Source organism: Candidatus Enterovibrio escicola, assembly GCF_002464935.1.
In the GTDB taxonomy this organism is placed as follows: Bacteria; Pseudomonadota; Gammaproteobacteria; order Enterobacterales; family Vibrionaceae; genus Enterovibrio; species Enterovibrio escicola.
In genome coordinates, this window is record NZ_NBYY01000034.1 from 54,535 (window position 1) to 73,836 (window position 19,302).

General features: G+C 39.1%; 12 protein-coding genes, 1 tRNA gene and 5 pseudogenes. 4 read left to right on the top strand and 14 right to left on the bottom strand.

Annotation, left to right across the window (positions count from 1 at the left end):
* Nucleotides 1-75 precede the first annotated feature (75 nt).
* Nucleotides 76-590: pseudogene (locus tag BTN49_RS18430) on the top strand (transposase); the annotation flags it as partial.
* A gap of 246 nt (nucleotides 591-836) precedes the next feature.
* The gene (locus tag BTN49_RS10940) at nucleotides 837-1,112 is read left to right on the top strand and encodes a hypothetical protein (protein WP_097357198.1); all 276 of its coding nucleotides are present in this window, start codon (nucleotides 837-839) and stop codon (nucleotides 1,110-1,112) included.
* A gap of 582 nt (nucleotides 1,113-1,694) precedes the next feature.
* Here BTN49_RS10940 and BTN49_RS22665 read toward each other — a convergent pair.
* The 4 genes and pseudogenes from BTN49_RS22665 to BTN49_RS21330 form a co-directional block, all read right to left on the bottom strand.
* A pseudogene (locus tag BTN49_RS22665) lies at nucleotides 1,695-1,919 on the bottom strand (IS982 family transposase); the annotation flags it as partial.
* Nucleotides 1,920-2,083: 164 nt separating this feature from the next.
* Entirely contained in the window at nucleotides 2,084-2,488 is a 405-nt protein-coding gene (gene crl / locus BTN49_RS10945; RefSeq protein ID WP_097357199.1) for a sigma factor-binding protein Crl, read from the bottom strand.
* A 1,400-nt stretch (nucleotides 2,489-3,888) separates the two neighbouring features.
* Nucleotides 3,889-4,746: pseudogene (locus tag BTN49_RS22670) on the bottom strand (IS982 family transposase).
* A 203-nt stretch (nucleotides 4,747-4,949) separates the two neighbouring features.
* A pseudogene (locus BTN49_RS21330) lies at nucleotides 4,950-5,450 on the bottom strand (Smr/MutS family protein).
* A gap of 487 nt (nucleotides 5,451-5,937) precedes the next feature.
* Between BTN49_RS21330 and BTN49_RS10960 the strand changes: the two are divergent.
* Nucleotides 5,938-6,014, top strand: a tRNA-Pro gene (locus tag BTN49_RS10960).
* 225 nt (nucleotides 6,015-6,239) lie between these two features.
* On the top strand, nucleotides 6,240-6,701 hold the full coding sequence (locus BTN49_RS10965; protein WP_097357200.1) for a YaiI/YqxD family protein: 462 nt from the start codon (nucleotides 6,240-6,242) through the stop codon (nucleotides 6,699-6,701).
* A gap of 168 nt (nucleotides 6,702-6,869) precedes the next feature.
* Here BTN49_RS10965 and BTN49_RS18440 read toward each other — a convergent pair.
* The 10 genes and pseudogenes from BTN49_RS18440 to rsfS form a co-directional block, all read right to left on the bottom strand.
* Nucleotides 6,870-7,535, bottom strand: a pseudogene (locus BTN49_RS18440) (IS5 family transposase); the annotation flags it as partial.
* Nucleotides 7,536-8,056: 521 nt separating this feature from the next.
* Nucleotides 8,057-10,480 (bottom strand): leucine--tRNA ligase, encoded by a 2,424-nt coding sequence (leuS, locus tag BTN49_RS10975; protein WP_097357202.1) that lies wholly within the window; start codon nucleotides 10,478-10,480, stop codon nucleotides 8,057-8,059.
* Nucleotides 10,481-11,162: 682 nt separating this feature from the next.
* Nucleotides 11,163-12,128: a lipoyl synthase gene (lipA, locus tag BTN49_RS10980; protein ID WP_097357203.1), complete on the bottom strand. Its 966-nt coding sequence runs from the start codon at nucleotides 12,126-12,128 to the stop codon at nucleotides 11,163-11,165.
* 26 nt (nucleotides 12,129-12,154) lie between these two features.
* Nucleotides 12,155-12,781, bottom strand: coding sequence for a lipoyl(octanoyl) transferase LipB (gene lipB, locus BTN49_RS10985; RefSeq protein WP_097357204.1), 627 nt, complete (start codon nucleotides 12,779-12,781; stop codon nucleotides 12,155-12,157).
* 152 nt (nucleotides 12,782-12,933) lie between these two features.
* Nucleotides 12,934-13,203 (bottom strand): DUF493 family protein YbeD, encoded by a 270-nt coding sequence (ybeD, locus tag BTN49_RS10990; RefSeq protein WP_097357205.1) that lies wholly within the window; start codon nucleotides 13,201-13,203, stop codon nucleotides 12,934-12,936.
* 185 nt (nucleotides 13,204-13,388) lie between these two features.
* Complete coding sequence (locus BTN49_RS10995; protein ID WP_097357206.1) at nucleotides 13,389-14,570, bottom strand: serine hydrolase; 1,182 nt, start codon at nucleotides 14,568-14,570, stop codon at nucleotides 13,389-13,391.
* Nucleotides 14,571-14,679: 109 nt separating this feature from the next.
* A complete protein-coding gene (locus tag BTN49_RS11000) occupies nucleotides 14,680-15,465 on the bottom strand; it encodes a septal ring lytic transglycosylase RlpA family protein (RefSeq protein WP_274538471.1) in 786 nt (261 codons plus the stop codon).
* A gap of 11 nt (nucleotides 15,466-15,476) precedes the next feature.
* Nucleotides 15,477-16,598: a rod shape-determining protein RodA gene (gene rodA / locus BTN49_RS11005; RefSeq protein ID WP_097357208.1), complete on the bottom strand. Its 1,122-nt coding sequence runs from the start codon at nucleotides 16,596-16,598 to the stop codon at nucleotides 15,477-15,479.
* Nucleotides 16,595-18,475, bottom strand: coding sequence for a penicillin-binding protein 2 (mrdA, locus tag BTN49_RS11010; protein ID WP_097357209.1), 1,881 nt, complete (start codon nucleotides 18,473-18,475; stop codon nucleotides 16,595-16,597). The genes rodA and mrdA overlap by 4 nt, the downstream gene beginning before the upstream one ends.
* Before the next feature lie 479 nt (nucleotides 18,476-18,954).
* Entirely contained in the window at nucleotides 18,955-19,272 is a 318-nt protein-coding gene (gene rsfS / locus BTN49_RS11015; protein WP_097357210.1) for a ribosome silencing factor, read from the bottom strand.
* Between the last annotated feature and the right edge of the window lie 30 nt (nucleotides 19,273-19,302).

Consider the following 19,302-nt stretch of genomic DNA (forward strand, 5'->3'; position numbering starts at 1 on the left):
GCGCAGTTTCCCAAATATCTGAACTAATCATAATTCCGACGACCAGATAATTATGGAGTTAAGCGGGAGGTGATAATGGGAAAGGGAAAGGCCAAGATCAGCAACTGGAAACAATATAATCAAGTATTAGTAAACTGTGGCCGTGGGTTTATATTTTTGGATACCTCGATTGAAACGGCACTGATGGTGAGAGGTATTTTAAAACTCCCACTTCGTGGATTAAAAGGCTATCTCAATTCGGTTTTTACGTTGATGACTATCCCTCTAAAATCACCTAGATAAACCTGTATTAGTAGGCGTTCTAAGACCGTCAAAGTTAAGTACCGTTTACCAAGTCTAGGAGTTATCGCCCATGTCGTTATTGATGCCAACGGCCTAAAAGTAGACGACGAAGGTGAATGAAAAATGCGAAAATACGGTAAAAAGAAGTGGCGTATCTGGCGAAAACTTCATCTTGCTGTTGATTTTCTACTCATGAGGTTATTGCTGCAGAAGTTAGCCTAGTTTCTGTTGGTGACAATGAGATTTTATCTATATTACTTAACCCATTACGACGAAAGATACAGCAAGTTAGTGATGATGGAGCCTATTACACAAGAGCATCCTATAAATGAAGCGGCAAAGGCTTTAAAAGAGGACAAACTGGCGGACTGGAAAAGGACAGAGCTTATCATAAACGCTTATTAGCAGAAACAGCAAGGTTTCGCCATAAACAGTTGCTCAACCCTCAACTTACTCTTCATGATAAACCTGAGCTACGCATAAGAAATGAACTAAATGCCTAAGTCGTGATCTGATCGTTTTAAAAAAACTATTAACTGCATAAGAACTTGGGTATGAATAAGTTATATGCTATTTGCGGCGATGTTGACGACTTCTACCAGACTTTCCTCCTTGCATGGAAAAAACACCTAATTTCTTCCAGTATCAAACAAAGAAATAAACCTTTTTGTTTCTTTGTTAGCGAAGTCCTGACGATAGTGATAGCTTTCCATCAATCTGGATATCGAGACTTAAAAACCTATTACATCCACTTTGTTTGCCACTACCTCCTCAACAAATTTCCTAAATTAATCTCAGATCTGCATAAGAAAGCGCTTATGCAGATCTGAGATTAATTGGGTCCCGCTTATGCGACTGGTCGTATTCTGCTTTCCACTGCTGCCTGAATCGATAAACACTGCTTGCTGATAATTCCTTAGTTTTCTTATCTAAGAGCTATTTCAAGGCTGGCTGTATATCTCCCATGGAGATCCCTCGCAAATAAAGCCAAGGCATAAGCTCTTCTATGTTTTTAGTTCTCTTGAGATAGGGCGAAACCCGTATGCTGTTGAACTTGATCCCGCTCCCTGTTCTATCTCGAACCTTTATGACTTTAACGGTAATGTCGCCGAACCAAGTTTATAGGTACTGCTTAGGCAAATGGCCATTACGAACCACTCCCTCCTTTCCGTTAGCTTGGAGTGATGTAAAATTATCTAGCAAGGATTAAACCTCGGCTTCTCTAACTTGAGCCAATCACTGCTGTGCGCCTTATTTCAGTAGCTAATTAAGCGAGTTTTCTAGTTTAGGAAGCTCGGTAACGTTATGATTATTATCCATGCAGTGTATTCCTTGTTGGTTGTTAGTCTGGCAAGATCAATCAACAGGTTACACCGCATTATTTCCTACCCATATACCAGAAATCACTATAGTTCTTGGTTGCGACAGTGGCAAACAAAGTGGATGTAATAGGTTTTTAAGTCTCGATATCCAGATTGATGGAAAGCTATCACTATCGTCATCACTTAACTAACGGAAAGGCGAAAAGGCGTGTTTCTTTGTTTCAAACCGAAAGAAATGAGGTGTTTTTCCCATACAGGGAGGAAAGTCTGGCAGAAGTCGTCAACATCGACGAAAACAGCATCTAAGTTATTCAGGATCAAGTCCTTGTACAGTCAATAGTTTATTTCAAACGATCAGATTGCAACTGGGGTATTTAGTTCATTTCTTATGCGCAGATCAGGTTGATTTAATCAACAACACCTGTTGAACCTAGACTTTAGACGGTACACCTTATAATTTCACGAGGAGACAGTGAGTTTTACACAGTAAAACCAAGTATCGGTTTTTTAAGGGATAACTCCGCTGTAATACCAAGCTGCAGTTCATCTACTATCAATCCAGATATCTTGGAATAAAATCCATTTAAGGACTCTTCCACCTCTTTTGTAGATCTTTTTGGCACATCCTCGGCATGCCATTTTCCTTCAGTGTTAAATTTACCAAAGGTATATATATACTCAAAGCCCCCTTCTTTTCGTGTCAATTCAAGCCACCAGCCCCAAAATTCACGACATTCTGGTGATTTACTGGAGTTAATGCAAGCAGACAAGCAATCGAAGAAGTAGTACTCTTCAGAGGACTTATTCTTTCTGAGATAGGGGCCAATTTGAGCAAATCGCTTAAGCAGCCTTCCGTAGGATAGTTTTCTAGGTTCTTCAGTCATAGCCAGTTCCCATAAGACAAATATCGATCTATATCCAAATAACTTGAAGATATAAGTTTCAGATAGATCTACTTATATCATGATCAAGGTATCCCTTTGTAGGTGTAGTTAGTTCCATCACTAAAGGATAACACGGGGCATCGAGTCAATAAACTCACTTTACGAGAGGGAATCTATTCGCCCATTTTGTCGTTAAATTCCTGTGAAACAGAGTGATTATTCCTATGAATAATTTACTTCGAACTGAACACACTGACGACTTCTGGAATTGAGTAATCTATAGTTATTATCAATAGAATGTTTACCAATTGAGTTGAGTTAAGATATATAGCAAACCGAATTACAGATTCAAGACCCCACAAAAGAAAAAGAGATTACTATTAAGAAACTGTAATTTTATAACATGTTACTGCTTTAAACTCCTCCTTTGCAGGAGGATATTCGCAGATCAATATCAGATATTAAGACATGAGCTTAACCTTTATCACAATATACTGCGGAATAAATTTATTGTGTCAAACATGGCCTTGTGATAGTCATCATAAATTCTGGTTGTTGGGTAGAATCAGCTAATTACCATCATCCGTGATGATACATCACCTCCGATTATGTACTCAATATGTCTACTGTGATCTACATCGAATACTCCCACTTCATGAATACAACTATCACCTTGTCGTGCATTTCTTCCTATTTTAACTATTTGTTATAGTTCATATTTAATGGTTTTAATCAAGTACGACAGTTTAAATTCACTCTCAAAGAACGTTGCATATGAAGCTTGCCTACAATAGACCAATTTTCAATAAGGTAATCATATACACTCAAACTATCAGTACACTCTACACCAAAAAATACCTGAAATTCGGATAAGTGTTCCAGAAGATGATGAGATGTCTTCCAGTCAAAAGCGTCAGCAATAACCGTTTCCTATAGATGCTTTCAAACAGATGAATTCAGATAATAATTATTATTATCGTAGTCAAGCACAGAAAAAGTCAACTACCAAAATCAACGTTGTTTCCCAAATATCTGAACTAATCACAATTCCGACGACCAGATAATTATGGAGTTAAGCGGGAGGTGATGATGGGAAAAGCCAAACATAAGATCAGCAACTGGAAACAATATAATTAAGCATTAGTAAACTAAGGTTCAGTCACTTTTTGGATAGACGCCACTGCCATTAAAGCATAGCTTTGTCTACAGCATCACGGTCATCGTAGCCGTAGGTTCATGTTTTAGGATACCACGATTGAAACGGCACTGATGGTGAAAGGTATTTTCAAGCTCCCACCTCATGAGTTAGAAGTGCTTTCTCAATTCAGTTTTTACGTTGATGAATTTCCCGTCGAAATTCCCTACATACACTTAAATTAGCCTCAGATCTGCATAAGCACTTACTTATCAAACCAAGCCATCTTGATGCTCAGTTTCTTTAGTTGAAATAAATACGTAATAAGCCCCACCAGTAAGTTGGCCATAAAGATGATACAACTACAGTGCCGAGAATGCTCGATTTGAGATATGTTTTTTAGTTAGTCAAAAACAATTTCAATAATAAATTATTTCCGAAGCATCAGGCGGTTCCAAAGTTTCATCACTTATGAGTTTAATATTTTTTTCACACCTGTTATCAGTGTCACTCCCTTGTCTGTAAATTCCAGTTCCAATGGACCAGAAATATAACCTTGTATCTCCGTATAAAAAAACTCCAAAGCTCATCAGTCATTTCCGATACAAGCTTTCTATCAGCTACGGGATCCGTCATTTCTTTGACTGAGATAATGCCACCTTGATCATTGATCATAAGGTGTAATTTGCCTCTATAGAGCCACCACATCGTTCCTTTTCCTCGCTTCGAGGTACATTTAAAAACCTGATGTCTGAGAATGCGTAGGTTGTGACCAACCTGTAGCTTGGACGAATCAACGAAGGCAATCCCTGTCGGACTTACCTGATGGTGAGTAAGGTAAGAGCAAATCGATACTAGGACACATTGCATGAGTTTAAGCATCCTCGTGTAACTAACTAATTCAGGAAATTCGTTGGTGAGGTAGCGACAAACAAAGTGGATGTAATAAGTTTTGAAGTCTCGATACCCTGATTGATGGAAAGCTATCACTATCGTCATCACTTAGCCAACTGAGAGACGAGAAAGCTTGTTTCTTTATTCGATACCGGAAGAAATTAGGTATTTTTTATGCAGGGATGAAAATCTGGCAGAAGTCGTCGAAAACGGCGTCTAAGTTATTCATACACAAAGTCCTTGTGCAGTCAATAGTTTATTCCAAACGAATCAGATCGCGGCTTTGGCATTTAGTTTATTTCTTATACGCAGCTCAGGTTAATTTAATCAACAACGCCAATTAAAGAGTCTAAGGCTCTTTTTATTATCGCTGCTCTGAGATCCATATTAATCGTCTCTATAACTACTTGTTAGTAAGGGTCTTTAATTTCTTTACTTGGCTTTTTTCAACAGCACATACACAGCACCAACACCACCGTGATGACATTGAGAAGAGTGAAAACATACTACATCAAGTATTGGCTCAAGCCAATGACAGACAAATCTTTTAATTCGAGCATGTGGATAGGATTGTTCACCTTTTCCATGAACTATGATAAAAGTAAGAAAGTCCATTCATTGATATTATTTTAGGAACTTGAGAATTTCGTTACGAGCCTCTTTAAGGAATAAATTAATGAAGATCTAGACACGCTTGGATGTCATATTTTCCCAGTCTCAGCTTACGAAATACTCCATCTTACACATTGCACATCCTCACGCTTAAACGAGACAATATCATTAGGCTTGAGCCTATTGTAGGCATTATCTCAAGATAAGTATTCATGCTCAATGTCTAAGAGTTTCTTTGCAACAGTTCATGGCATAATCTATGCGTGTGATTGGGTAGCACATTGCAATAGCAATGTGCGTGACACTCGCAACATTAGTCATTATGTCCAAGAATGAATCTAACTCATTATTACCGATTCATAATCGTGACGGATTGGTGAAACGTATCCTGAGTATAATGATAATTTGCTTAGAGAGCTTATTAAAATTAAATGACTGATTAGAAAGTCCTCAATATATCTAAAAACTATTAAGCATTAAGAAAAAATAAAAGCATGGAACTACATAGCAACCTCTCACGGTAGAAAGGATAACTTCAATTCTTGTTAATATGAGCATTCCTAATTCACTCTTTTTGTAGGCGCCTTTCTCTTATTACTGGTTATAGCTTAAATGATCGTCACACAGGGTGTTATATCACGATAAAACACTTGAATCCTCCGTGGGGATGAGTATAAACTCCTACCGCTGTAGTGTGTAGTGTATGATCTAATTATAATAAGTTTAGCACTTGTATTCGGTTGTGGAAGATATTGGAATAACAGAGCAGAATTATTTTTAAAAAGTACCTCTGACTAAAATAGACGTTCGGTGAATAGCGCAGCTTGGTAGCGCATCTGGTTTGGGACCAGAGGGTCGGGGGTTCGAATCCCTCTTCACCGACCATCTTTCGAAAGTCCCCAATGAACCATTATTTCCTAATCATCTCTTAAAAAAGAAAACAACGGAACTAACTGGTATCCCACGAAGATTTTTGATAACATAAAAAATCCTTTCCACAACCCTTTAACTTATCAACTTTTAGAAATAACGCCCTCTGAAATATACTTTCGTTGCGTATGCGATAAAGTGATATTAAAACATATAATAAAGATATTGAGTAATGACAACATGTCGACAATTTGGGTAGATGCTGATGCGTGTCCTGTGGTCATTAAAGAGATTCTTTATCGTGCAGCGGATAGAACTAAAACGCAGGTTATATTTGTTGCCAACCAATCTTTAAAAATACCAATATCACGGTACATCACATATATTCAAGTTCCAAAAGGGTTTGATGTTGCAGATGACGAAATTATTTTTCGTATGAAAAAGGGTGATCTTGTTATTACTGCTGATATTGCTCTTGCGGCTGAAATCATTGAAATCGATAAAGAATCGTTGGTGTTGAATCCATGTGGTAAATTGTATACCCACGAAAATATCCGACAACGACTCAACATCCGTGACTTCATGGATACCATGCGTTCAAGTGGCATTCACACCATTGGTCCGGCGTCACTCACACAGCAAGACCGCCAAAACTTTGGCAACGAGTTGGACATGTACTTACAACGGCCTAAGCTAAAATAATCAGTGTAGCTCGGATAATGGTCATATATTCAATAAATTGAATTGTTCGTTTAATATGACCTGTAAAGCAGTTGTCTATTACTGCAAATACCCTGTTTCCTAACATGGATTTGTAACTGTAAAAAATCCATTCTCTGGATGGAAATCAACTTATTGAATACATGACTTCGCGTTGCTTCGAAGTGGAATACCAGGCGTTATTCCTTTGTTTTTTAGTACGTGGTGACACGCTGTTGTGTCATAAACTCCATCCGCACTTACTTGCTATATCTTTCGTCTTCAGGGGTTAATTAATGTAGGTAAAACCTCATTGTCACCCATAAAAACTAGGCTAACTTCTGCAGTAATAACCTTATGGTTAGACACATCAACGACAAAATGAAGCTTGCGTCAGAGACGCCGCTTCTCCTTACAGTGTTTACTCTTTTTCCATTTACCTTCGCCGTATTCCTGTAGGCAGGTGGGATCAATAACAACGTGGTCGACAGCTCCTAGATCTCGGTAAACGGTACTTAACTTCTACGGTCTTAGAACTCTTATTAATGTAGGTGTATGTAGGGGATTTCAGCGGGACTTTCATCAACGTAAAAACTGAATTGAGAAAATGTTTTAATCCACGAAGTGGGAGCTTGAAAATACCTTTCACCATTAGTGCTGTTTCAACCTCGGTATCTGTAAATATAAACCCACGTCCACGATGACGGTGATGCTTTAAATAAAACCATGCCTTAATGGTATGGTTCTCTATCCAACAAGTGACTGAGCCACGGTTTACTGATGCTTGATTATACTGTTCCAGTTGCTAATCTTGTGCTTGGCCTTTCCCTTTCCCATCATCACCTCCCACTTAACTCCATGATAATCTGATCCTAGAAATTACGATTAGTTAAGATATTTAGGAAACAACGCCAGTAAAGTATATAACCTCAGATCTGCATAAGCGCTTGCTTAGCAAGCCGAACTTCAAGATGACTAAGTTTGATAAGCAAGCGCTTATGCAGATCTGAGGTTAACTATGAAAGAATCCATTTTCTATACGGAAATCAACTTATTGAATTCATAACCGACTAATTGCGCAGAATACGTCTTAAAATTACGAAACTTAGATTGATGAAAAGATATAATAATCGTCATTATGTTACTGATTGGAAGGATAAAATGTTTATTTCTTGTTTTGAAATCTAAAATCCGGTATTTTTCTAAACAGAAAGGTAAATCTGACAGAAATAGTCGATAATGATAAAAAAGTATCTAACTTATTCATGTTAAAGTATTTTTATAATTGATTATTTGATTCAAACGATCAGATCTCGACTTGGGAAATTAGTTCATTCCTTATGCGCAGATAGGGTTAATTATTCATCAGTGAGAACATTGATCCCCCCCCCATAAATATGAATTATTCGTTTTATTTTTTTCCCTTCGAGTGATTCTCTTAGCTCTGAAAGCATTGTTTCTTCATCTTCTTCTTTTTGATGGAAAGAGATGAATTTGCCATTTATCATAAGCTTTATCCTCTTAATAATTTGAGAGGAATTCTGAGGCCACTTTTGTTCATATACGTGTCCTAAATTTCTAGAGAGCGTCCATAACTCGCAACATATGTGTGGTGCAAATGGGTATAGTGTAATGAGAAGCTTTCTTTGGGTTGAAGGAGAAATATTGTTCTCATTCTTCTCTACTACATTGATGAATTCCATGAATGCAGCAACAGCTGTATTGAAGTTGAAGTTCTTAAAGGATCTGTCAACTCTATTGAATGCAATTTTCCAAGCATTATCTATTAACTCCACTTTTCCACTATCTAGTTTATTCGATGGTATCGAATATATCGAATAAATACGATTAACTAACCGTTCGCATCCTTTAATTGAGTTATACTGCCACTTCTTACTTTTTCCCAATGGGCCAATGAACATCATATAGAGACGGAATGTATCAACCCCGTATTTATTAATGACAGTCTCCGGAGTTACAACGTTTAACAGTGATTTAGACATTTTTGTATGAAAAACTTCAAGTTTTTCACCCGTCTTTTTTGAGACATAACCATCGACTGTAACTTCCGTTTCATCAACTGGAATAATTCGCCCCGTCTCACTTTGGAAGGCGTCTGCTGTCACAAGTCCTTGATTAAACAGTTTCCTAAACGGTTCCTTAAATGAAACTAATCCAATATCATATAAAACCTTATGCCAAAATCTTGCATATAGCAGATGCATTGTTGCATGAGCTGCTCCGCCTATATATAAGTCTACTTCTTTCCAATACTCTAATGCGGCTTCGGAAAATGGTTCAACGTCATTTTTTGGATCCATAAAGCGCAGATAGTACCAGCAAGAACCTGCCCAACTAGGCATAGTGTCGGTTACCCTAGTTAACTTTTCACCATTTTCTGTTTTCTTAATAACCCACTCTGTTTCCCTAAGCAATGGGCTTTTACCATCTTTGGTTGGAAGGTAACTCTCTACTTTTGGTAGAGTAATCGGAAGTTCGTTAAGTGATGCTGGTATAATCTTACCACTCTTGTCTTTATAGAGTGGTATAGGCTCACCCCAATAGCGTTGTCTAGAAAAAATCCAATCATGCAGTCTATAACGTGTGTTAACTTCACCTAATTCATTCTCTTCTATGAATTTGGTTACACTATTACGTGCTATCAGCGGAGTTAACCCAGTTAGGAAGCTAGAGTTTACTAGTAGTTCCTCTCCTTGGTCATCAGTCTCTATAACTTTAGTGGACGGTAAGCCCATGGACTGAGAAAGTCGTCGATCACGATCGTCATGTACTGGTACACACATAACGGCTCCTTGACCATAAGAAGACAGAACATAGTTAGAAATTAAAACCGGTAGTTTTTCTTTTGTCATAGGGTGGATGGCGACAGACCCTGTATGTACACCTACAATTGATTCAACGCTAGCGGAGTTAACTTTATTCAAGCGTGAAATTTGTTCTTCTCTGGAGAGGGAAATCATCAAATCGGATAAATTAGGGTGCTCGGGAGATATAATTACAGCATTAACACCATAGATGGTTTCTGGTTTAGTTGTAAAAACCTTTAAACTATTATCAACACCAACAATATCGAATTTTATATCAGTTCCGGTTGACTTTCCGATCCATTCTCGTTGCATCTTTTTTATGGATTCTGGCCAGTCAAGGTCATTTAAATCTTCAAGCAATCGTTCAGCGTACTTGGTGATCTTAATAGTCCATTGTTTTAGAGGTTTTCTTATGCACGGATAATCACCACGTTCAGACTTTCCATCAATTACTTCTTCATTGGCTAGAACAGTTTTTAGCTCCTCACACCACCAAACATATTGCTCTGACTCATATATAAGCCCTCTATCGTATAATTTCAAGAACAAAAATTGAGTCCATTTATAATAGGACTCCTCACAAGTGGATATTTCACGGCGCCAGTCGTAACTCAGACCCATATTTTTAAGTTGACGTCGGAAATTATCACAGTTTGTTTTAGTTGATTCTTGTGGACTAATTCCAGTTTTAATAGCGAACTGCTCAGCAGGAAGGCCAAAGGCATCCCAACCCATAGGGTGTAGAACATTAAAACCACTCATTCGCTTTTTGCGAGCAATTATATCTGAACCTATGTACCCGACAGCATGACCAACATGTAATCCATTTCCTGAAGGGTAAGGGAACATGTCTAATATGTAGTATTTTGGTTTTTGTGAATTATTGTTTGCTACAAATGCTGAAGAGTCTTCCCAATATTTCTGCCACTTCTCTTTTATATACTTTTGATCCACTTTAAATTACATCCTTTACTATGTGTATCATGCAAAAATTTAATCATACTCTACTCCCTTACATAATAGGAACTGCTTAGTGTTGAGTCAATTATGAGTGTCGCACCAAAAATTCTAATTATTCTAGGTTTCACAGATAAAACGGCCGTAGTTTCTGGAATGTTGGCTCTATTCATTCGAGTATAAGTTATAATTATTGCAGATAGTTTCAGCACAAACGATGCTAACGCAATAGGGTATGAATAGACCTTTTCCTCTAGTCAGATGTATCTTATATATTTTTTCCAGCTTGTCTTTGATAGCACCACTGCTACCAAGGATAATCAACTAATGAGTGCGAGAGGAGTGGGTTTGATCGCGTACTTTCTTGATTTAAATCGTAACGAACGCAATGTTCATTGTTATGTTTAAGGTACAAGCTAGATTGTTAAATATTTAAATAACCTCAGATCTGCATAAGCAAGCGCTTATGCAGATCTGAGGTTATTTAAATCACAATGAACATATTGAATGCACTTGAATTCAGGTATGACAAAAAAAGATGCACATATACGGCATAATGTAGTGTTGCCACGACTCACATGATCAGAAGCTCCTTCCAGGATTGTTGAAATCAGGAAAGGTATCAACATCAGTTAATATAAATGAAAAGAACAAACTACGTTGGGGTGCGCGTAGCACATTACTTTATTTCCACACCCATTGCTTGCAGATCAGCATGATAAGAAGAGCGAACAAATGGACCACACGCTGCCTGTGTGAAACCTAGTTCCAAGGCAATCCCTTTCAGCTCGTCAAACTCACTTGGTGGTGCGTAACGTTTAACGGGTAAGTGATGACGGCTTGGTGCCAAGTATTGTCCGATTGTCAGCATGGTAACGCCGTGCCTGCGTAGATCTTTTAATACCTCAACGATTTCTTCCTTAGTTTCACCAAGTCCGATCATCAGACCGGATTTTGTCGGTACACTTGGGTGCATTTCATTAAATTTCTTTAGTAATTTCAGTGACCATTTGTAGTTAGCCCCTGGACGAGCTTCGTAGTATATACGTGGTGCTGTTTCGAGGTTATGGTTGAACACATCGGGTGGACTCTCTTTTAACAACTTTAATGCTGTGTCCATTCGTCCCCGAAAATCAGGGACTAAAATCTCGATCCTAATTTCTGGATTCAGTATACGAATTGCTCGGGTACAGTCAGCAAAATGTTGCGCCCCCCCGTCACGAAGATCATCTCGGTCAACCGATGTTACAACCACATACTTTAGTCCCAGATTGCGGATAGTTTGCGCCAGTTTTATCGGTTCTAGTGCATCTGGTGCATTAGGACGTCCATGTGTAACGTCGCAGAATGGGCATCGTCGGGTACAAATGACACCCAAAATCATAAAGGTGGCTGTGCCTTGGTTGAAGCACTCGGAAAGATTTGGACAGGAGGCCTCTTCGCAGACCGAGTGTAGATTATTGTTACGCATGATAGACTTAATGTCTTGAATACGTTTTGTATCTGCTGGGAGCTTGATCCTCAACCACTCTGGCTTGTGCTGTCTCTCCTGCTTCTGGATTGGCATATTCTTAACTGGGATGAGCACCATCTTATCTGCATTACGGTACTTCATGTCTTGTTTTATTTTGGTAGGTTTGCTCATAATTAGTTGCTTTTTTCTGTTAGGGACTAGACCTGATCATAATTCAGGTGATGAATCAGTTTATCTACTAACACAGGGCAAAGATCAGTCAGTGAAGCAGGACCCCCTAAATCGATAGTTTGCGTCATGGTCATATCAGTATATCCGCATGGGTTAATGCGCAGAAATGGCGACAAATCCATGTTGACGTTTATCGCTAGACCATGGAATGAATAGCCTCGGCGAATTCGGAAACCCAATGAGCAGATCTTATCTTTTCCCACATAGACTCCTGGTGCATCAGGACGTGCATTTGATTCAATACCAAACTGTACCAGTGTATCGATTACTGTATTCTCGATATGTGAGATGAATTCACGCACACCAATTCTTTTACGTTTTAGATCGATTAAGATGTATGTCACCAGTTGACCTGGGCCATGATAAGTTACTTGTCCGCCACGATCACTCTGAACTACTGGAATATCTCCTGTTTCCAAAAGATGTTTTGTTTTTCCAGCTTGGCCTTGCGTAAAAACTGCTTCATGTTCAACAAACCAAATTTCATCAAATGTTTTATTTTGTCGTGTATCAGTGAAGGTATGCATAGCCTGTAAGGTTTGTTGATACTTTCGCAATCCAAGTTGTCTGATAATAAGACTGTTTCGTTGCAAAATGGCACCTGCTTTTTGCTGTTTTAAGAAAAGTTTGTTTTAAACAAACAATAACTGAAAAATTGAGTTAATACCTATGAGTTATTATGAGAAATGTCTGAATTAACAGCGATCGGTATTTTTAAGTATATTACTAGAGCGTGAACTTAAAGCTAGAGAACCATACGTACGATATCAATCGCACCCAACTCTTTGTATAACGTTTCAATTTGTTCAATTGAAGTTGCCGTAATCGTAACAGATACTGCGTTATAGGTACCTTTGCCACTCGGAGTCACCTTTGGTGTGTAAATACCAGGTGCATGACGTTGGATGACTTCTAAAATCCGATCTGTCAGATCTAGTTGTGCATACCCCATCACTCGATAAGAAAAGGTACATGGAAACTCAAGTAGATCTTTTAGTGTTGGTTGTTTTTGCATTAGGCACTCTAAATTTAGTATTGGATATTCCTATGACGAACCTTATTGCGTTGAATTGATCACCTACTGTACTTAGAACATATAGCAATCGCTCTGTTATCAGAGAATAACATCCTGAGTTTTGAAGGAGATAGGTAGTTCAAGACACTAAGTGGTAAAATCAGTTTGTGCCATTTCTTCTACTTCTAAATGCGTTGTGAGAATAAGCTTTTGATAAACATGATGATATAATCTAATAAGCGACTTAATAAACCACCTTGTGGTACATCGTTCAGGGCAACTAGCGGATATTCCGAGATATCTTCACCATCTACTTGATAGAACAATTTTCCTACAATATCACCTTTAGCAATTGGTGCTTTCAACGTCTTTTCAAGTAAAAATTTTGCTTCCAAGTTACGAGTTTCACCACGAGGTAGTGTCACATAGGTATCTTTATTAACACCTAGCGCGACTCGCTTAATATCTCCCATCCACACTTTTTCGATTACAAATGTTTCATTTGCTTTATGTGGTACCACCGTTTCAAAGAAACGGAAGCCGAAGTTCAACAGTTTTTTGCTTTCTGCCTTACGGGCATTCACGCTATTGGTACCCATAACAACGGCGATTAAACGCATTTTTCCTTCAATTGCAGAGCTCACTAAATTGTAGCCTGCTTTGTCGGTATGGCCAGTTTTTATGCCATCGACATTCATGCTTTTATCCCAAAGCAAACCATTACGGTTGTATTGGGTAATTTTGTTATAGGTAAACGATTTCTCTTTGTAAATTCGGTATTCTTGTGGCACATCACGAATCAAAGCTTGTGCCAGTAGTGCAAGATCATAAGACGTCGAATATAAGTCAGGATGATCTAGACCATGCGAGTTCGAGAAGTTAGTGTTATTCATGCTCAAGGACTTTGCCCAGTCGTTCATCAGGTCAACAAACGAATCTTCAGAACCGGCTACGTGTTCAGCCATTGCGACACAGGCATCGTTACCTGATTGGATAATGATACCACGGTTTAAGTCAGATACTTTTACTGAGGTTCCGACTTCAATGAACATTTTCGAACTGCCTGGGAAGTTTTTTGCCCATGCATTTTGGCTGATAATGACGTCGTCATCTAAAGTGATATTACCACGCTTGATCTCCTGACCAATTACGTAGCTGGTCATCATTTTGGCTAAACTTGCAGGATTTAAACGTTCATAGGGATTGTACTCAGCCAATACTTTTCCTGAGTTGTAATCCATCAAGACATACCCCTTTGCAGCGATTTGAGGCGTATCTGGTACAACTAAAGGCACTGCAAAGGAGACTGAAGTTAGAAAGGCAGTCAACAAGGCTAAAGAGCGAAACAAGAAAGGTTTATTTATCATAGTTTTAGGTACTTAATTGGCATGTTCTAAGCAAAAACTGCTAACCTTCTGTCAGGTCAGCTAATCTAGTCTCAGAAAGGGCTATATGAACACATATATTTATGTCATTCTATTTCTTCGAACGTTTATCGGCAATAGGCTCAGTGACGATAAATGCCTCTTTTATTTTATGTTGCCGTACTGTTATTACCACATTTTGTGTTTGTACGTAGTTATAAAAAGGTCCTAAACGAATACGATATACATCTCCTGATTGATTAATATCAGAAGGAAGGTCAAATCTTTTGCTAAATATAGCGGCAGCTCGCATTGCTTTTGATCTATCACTGAGGGAGGCCAGTTGTACAAAATAGCGATTTAAACATGCCCTTTGGCATTCGGTATTTCCTGAAGGTTTGTCCACTGTGAATAAGGTGACTTTCACTAACGCTGTGCCTGTTCTCAGGATATCAAGTTTCAAGGCTGCAGCATAGCTTAAATCTATCACACGTCCCTTATAAAAAGGGCCTCTATCATTAACACGCACAATCGTTTTTTTTCCATTATTCGTGTTTTCTACCTCAACATAGCTTGGTAGTGGCAAGCTTTTATGAGCAGCAGACATGGAATACATATCGTAAATTTCACCATTGGCTGTTTTATAACCGTGAAATTTTTCACCATACCATGACGCCATTCCTGTCTCAGAAAATCCATATGGTGCTGTAAGCACCTCATAATTTTGACCAAGAACTGAATAATTTCGGTTTCCAGCTTGGCTTGAAGGCTCATAGCGTGGCTGCGCATCTTCGATATAGGTTAATGTTAGCGCGGTTCTTGGCGCTTTGTCGGCCGTCAGGATATAACGGCTTTTATTTGATGCACAGCTTGAGAGTAATATAGTTATGATAATCATGTATATCCTCATTACAAAGCCTTTGAAAGCATTTTCCTGTGAGTGTGGATTGACATCAGTATACCGAAACCTGCCATAATGGTTACCATGGATGTTCCGCCGTAGCTAACTAGTGGTAGTGGTACACCAACCACGGGTAAGAGACCGCTTACCATACCAATGTTAACAAATACGTAAACAAAGAAACTCAGCACAATACTACCTGCCATCATGCGACCAAAAGCAGTTTGTGCACGACTTGCTAGCATTAAACCTCTGCCGATGATAAAAAGGTATAACATTAGTAAGCTCGTCACGCCTATCAAGCCCCATTCTTCAGCGAAGACAGAAAATATAAAATCAGTGTGACGTTCTGGTAGGAATTCAAGTTGTGACTGAGTGCCGTGAAGCCAACCTTTGCCGCTTACCCCTCCTGATCCAATTGCAATTTTTGACTGAATAATATGGTAACCTGCGCCAAGTGGATCAGATTCAGGATTAAACAGAGTACGTACTCTCATTCGCTGGTATTCATGCATAAAGAAAAACCACAGAACGGGGACAAATGCGGCAATTGAAGTAGTTGCTGAAATGATGATTTTCCAGCTGATACCTGATAAAAAAAGCACGAATATGCCGGAGGCAGCAATGAGGATTGAGGTACCTAAATCTGGTTGTTTTGCGATCAGAATCGTGGGTATGAATACCAGTAAAAAACCAACTAATAAGGTGCGTAAACTTGGGGGTAAAGGTTCTTTACTGAGAAAACGTGCAATCATTAAAGGCACAGCAAGCTTGATTAGTTCTGATGGTTGAAAAGTAAAAATACCGAAGTCCAGCCAGCGTTGAGCACCTTTGGCTATTTGACCAAATAGGAGGACGGCAATGAGCATAATTATCCCAGTTACATAGAGACAAGGAGCCCAGAATTCAAAGTATCGAGGTGATATTTGTGCCAGTATGAGCATTACGCAAAACGCTAGCAACAAACGAAATACTTGGCGTTCCATCATGGCAACGTTTTGTCCGCTTGCACTCCACATTACCATCATGCTAAAGCACATTAGTGCTAAAATACACAATAGCAACGGCACGTCTATGTGGAACCGATCAAAAATGGGCTTTTTTTGATCCATCGATATAAAACGGCTCATTGAAGCTGTTCCTCATTGCTGTTTTTATCGATCAACAAGTGGTCGAAAATCAGGCGGGCAATAGGGGCGCCTTGGCTTGAACCACCACCAGCATTCTCGAGCACGATCGATACTATTATTTGCGGATTCTCGTATGGTGCAAATCCTGTGTAGAGAGCATGATCTCGAAGGTGCTCCGAAATTTCATCAGCGTTATATTCTTCGTTCTCACCTAAGCTAAATACTTGTGCAGTACCAGATTTACCACCAGTTAAGTAGCTGGAAGTGGTAAAAGCCCTGCGGGATGTTCCTCTCTTACCGTGGTTAACCCGTTTCATGCCTTCTAATGCGGTCATCCAATATTTGTCACGAACATTCTCGATTGGGGTATAAGATGGAAAAGTAGCCAATTCTTGAATGCCTTCATCGAGCGTTATCCACAACAAGTGTGGAGGATTAACCTGCCCTTTGTTCACTAATACAGCAGTGACTTTTGCGAGTTGAATTGGAGTAGCTGTCCAATAACCTTGTCCAATACCTACAGGGATTGTATCACCTTGATACCAAGGTTTGTGGTAGCGGGTCATTTTCCACTCTCGCGTAGGCATATTAGCTTTATTTTCTTCATGAATGTCGATACCCGTGTAATCGCCAAATCCAAAGCGACTCATCCAGCTGGATAGTCTATCAATACCCATATCATAAGCGATTTGGTAAAAAAAAGTATCCACTGATTCTTCTATGGATTGTATTAAATTAACACGACCGTGTCCCCATATTAACCAGTCTCGGAATGGACGTGCATTAGAATTGGGTAATCGCCAAAATCCAGGGTCATCTCGAGTGGTCTTAGTTGTTACCACCTTTTCCTCTAGCGCGGCAACTGCAATAAACGGTTTTACTATTGATGCTGGGGGGTAAATACCTAAGGTTGCACGATTTACTAATGGTCGATTTCTATCATTCAGTAATGCACGATACTCTGATCCTGAAATACCATGTACAAACAAGTTAGGATCATAGCTCGGTGTTGATACCATGGCTAATACTGCGGAATTTTTCGGGTTAAGTACTACGATAGCAGCTCGGCGGTCGCCGAGAATTGAACGGATAAAGATCTGTAAATCAACATCTAAGTTTAGAATAAGATCTTTACCCGGTTTTGGTGGTACGTATTTTAATGTGCGAATCACTCGACCACTGCTGTTTACCTCCACTTTTTGATAACCAGCTGTGCCATGGAGATCGCTTTCATAAAAGCGTTCAATACCTAGTTTACCAATATTCCGAGTAGCTTTGTAGTTGCTAATACGCTCTGCAAGTTCGAGACGTGTAATATCTTTGTCGTTAATTTTGGCAACATAGCCCATCACATGTGTTAGTACATCACCATATGGGTAATGTCGTTGTAGGTGGCTCTTAATTTCAACGCCTGGAAATCTGTGTTTGTTAGCGGAGAAAATGGCGACTTCTTTTTCGGAAAGTCGGTTCTTTAAAGCAGTAGAATTGAACCGGTGATTATGTTTTTTCTCACGTTCGAAAGACGTAATTTCGTGGTCAGAAATAGGGAAAAGTGTCTTTAAGCGCATAATAGTGTAAGGAATATCTTTTACTTTTTCGGGGGTGATCTCAAGCGAAAAAACAGGGCGGTTTTCTGCCAACAGTTTACCAGTGTGATCATAAATAAGGCCACGGTTAGGTGCAATAGGGACAAGCTTTATACGATTGTCGTCTGAACGAGTAATGTAATTAACATGATCATCGACTTGAAGATGATAAAGATTGAACAACATTACGCCGACAAGTGTAACAATACCGCCGAACGCCACGACGGCTCGACGAGAAAACAAAGAGGATTCGGCCTGATGGTTACGTATAGGGCTACGCTTATACTTCATGAACAATTCCCAATGGTGAGGGTTGTTCGCCGTAATGCTCCAAGCACGAAAAGAAGCTTTCTGCCATGACTAGCCTAACTAGAAGGCGAGGTGGATTAAAAGGAAGTAGTGATCAACTTTTATCCGTTTAAGCTTTACATTTTGGCGATAAACCTTCTGGACTACAAATTAAGTATATACATGTTACGGACATCCAAATTCCAGCCTTTTGGTTGGTGATTTAATTGGGAATTGTCCCAGTGTCTTTAGAGAGTATCACGGTAATGATATTATGCGTCCTCAGCGCAGCTGCCAACATCTCTTCATTTCATTTTTTTGCTAAAACCTCAAAATGTTGGCGTTTTACCACGTTGTCCCGTAGTGATTTTTAGCTGCTCTATTGGCATCCCATTAGGGAATGATGGCTGTAGGCTTCATAGCCTTCCTCAATCTACCTCGTCATCTTGGTACCTATTTCAATCAGTTGTAGTTTCACTGAGTTAGTTCCACAATTTCTCTAGCTGATATATCTGACGTTGTTCCTTTTGCATGATATGAAGTATCACATCTATAAGATCGAGAACAATCCATGTACCTTCTTTCTGACCTTCCATGCCAAAAGAGGGAATGTTGGCGACTCGTGCTTCATCTTTGATATGCTTTGCGATGGAAGAGACATGACTCCTAGAGTTACCGGTACAAAGTACCATAAAATCTGTGATGCTACTTTTTTCACGAACATCTATAATGATAATGTCAGTAGCTTTCATATTATCAGCTCTATCGGCGACGAAGAGTTTAAGTTGTTCTGGAAGCAATGTTTTTTCCTTGTTGGTAACATGTCATTG

Bases quoted from the DNA above. Each gene is read 5' to 3' on its own strand.
- BTN49_RS11000 (WP_274538471.1), bottom strand. From the start codon at position 15,465: ATGATTATCATAACTATATTACTCTCAAGCTGTGCATCAAATAAAAGC.
- ybeD (WP_097357205.1), bottom strand. From the start codon at position 13,203: ATGCAAAAACAACCAACACTAAAAGATCTACTTGAGTTTCCATGTACC.
- crl (WP_097357199.1), bottom strand. From the start codon at position 2,488: ATGACTGAAGAACCTAGAAAACTATCCTACGGAAGGCTGCTTAAGCGA.
- BTN49_RS10965 (WP_097357200.1), top strand. From the start codon at position 6,240: ATGTCGACAATTTGGGTAGATGCTGATGCGTGTCCTGTGGTCATTAAA.
- BTN49_RS10940 (WP_097357198.1), top strand. From the start codon at position 837: ATGAATAAGTTATATGCTATTTGCGGCGATGTTGACGACTTCTACCAG.
- rodA (WP_097357208.1), bottom strand. From the start codon at position 16,598: ATGAGCCGTTTTATATCGATGGATCAAAAAAAGCCCATTTTTGATCGG.
- mrdA (WP_097357209.1), bottom strand. From the start codon at position 18,475: ATGAAGTATAAGCGTAGCCCTATACGTAACCATCAGGCCGAATCCTCT.
- lipA (WP_097357203.1), bottom strand. From the start codon at position 12,128: ATGAGCAAACCTACCAAAATAAAACAAGACATGAAGTACCGTAATGCA.
- BTN49_RS10995 (WP_097357206.1), bottom strand. From the start codon at position 14,570: ATGATAAATAAACCTTTCTTGTTTCGCTCTTTAGCCTTGTTGACTGCC.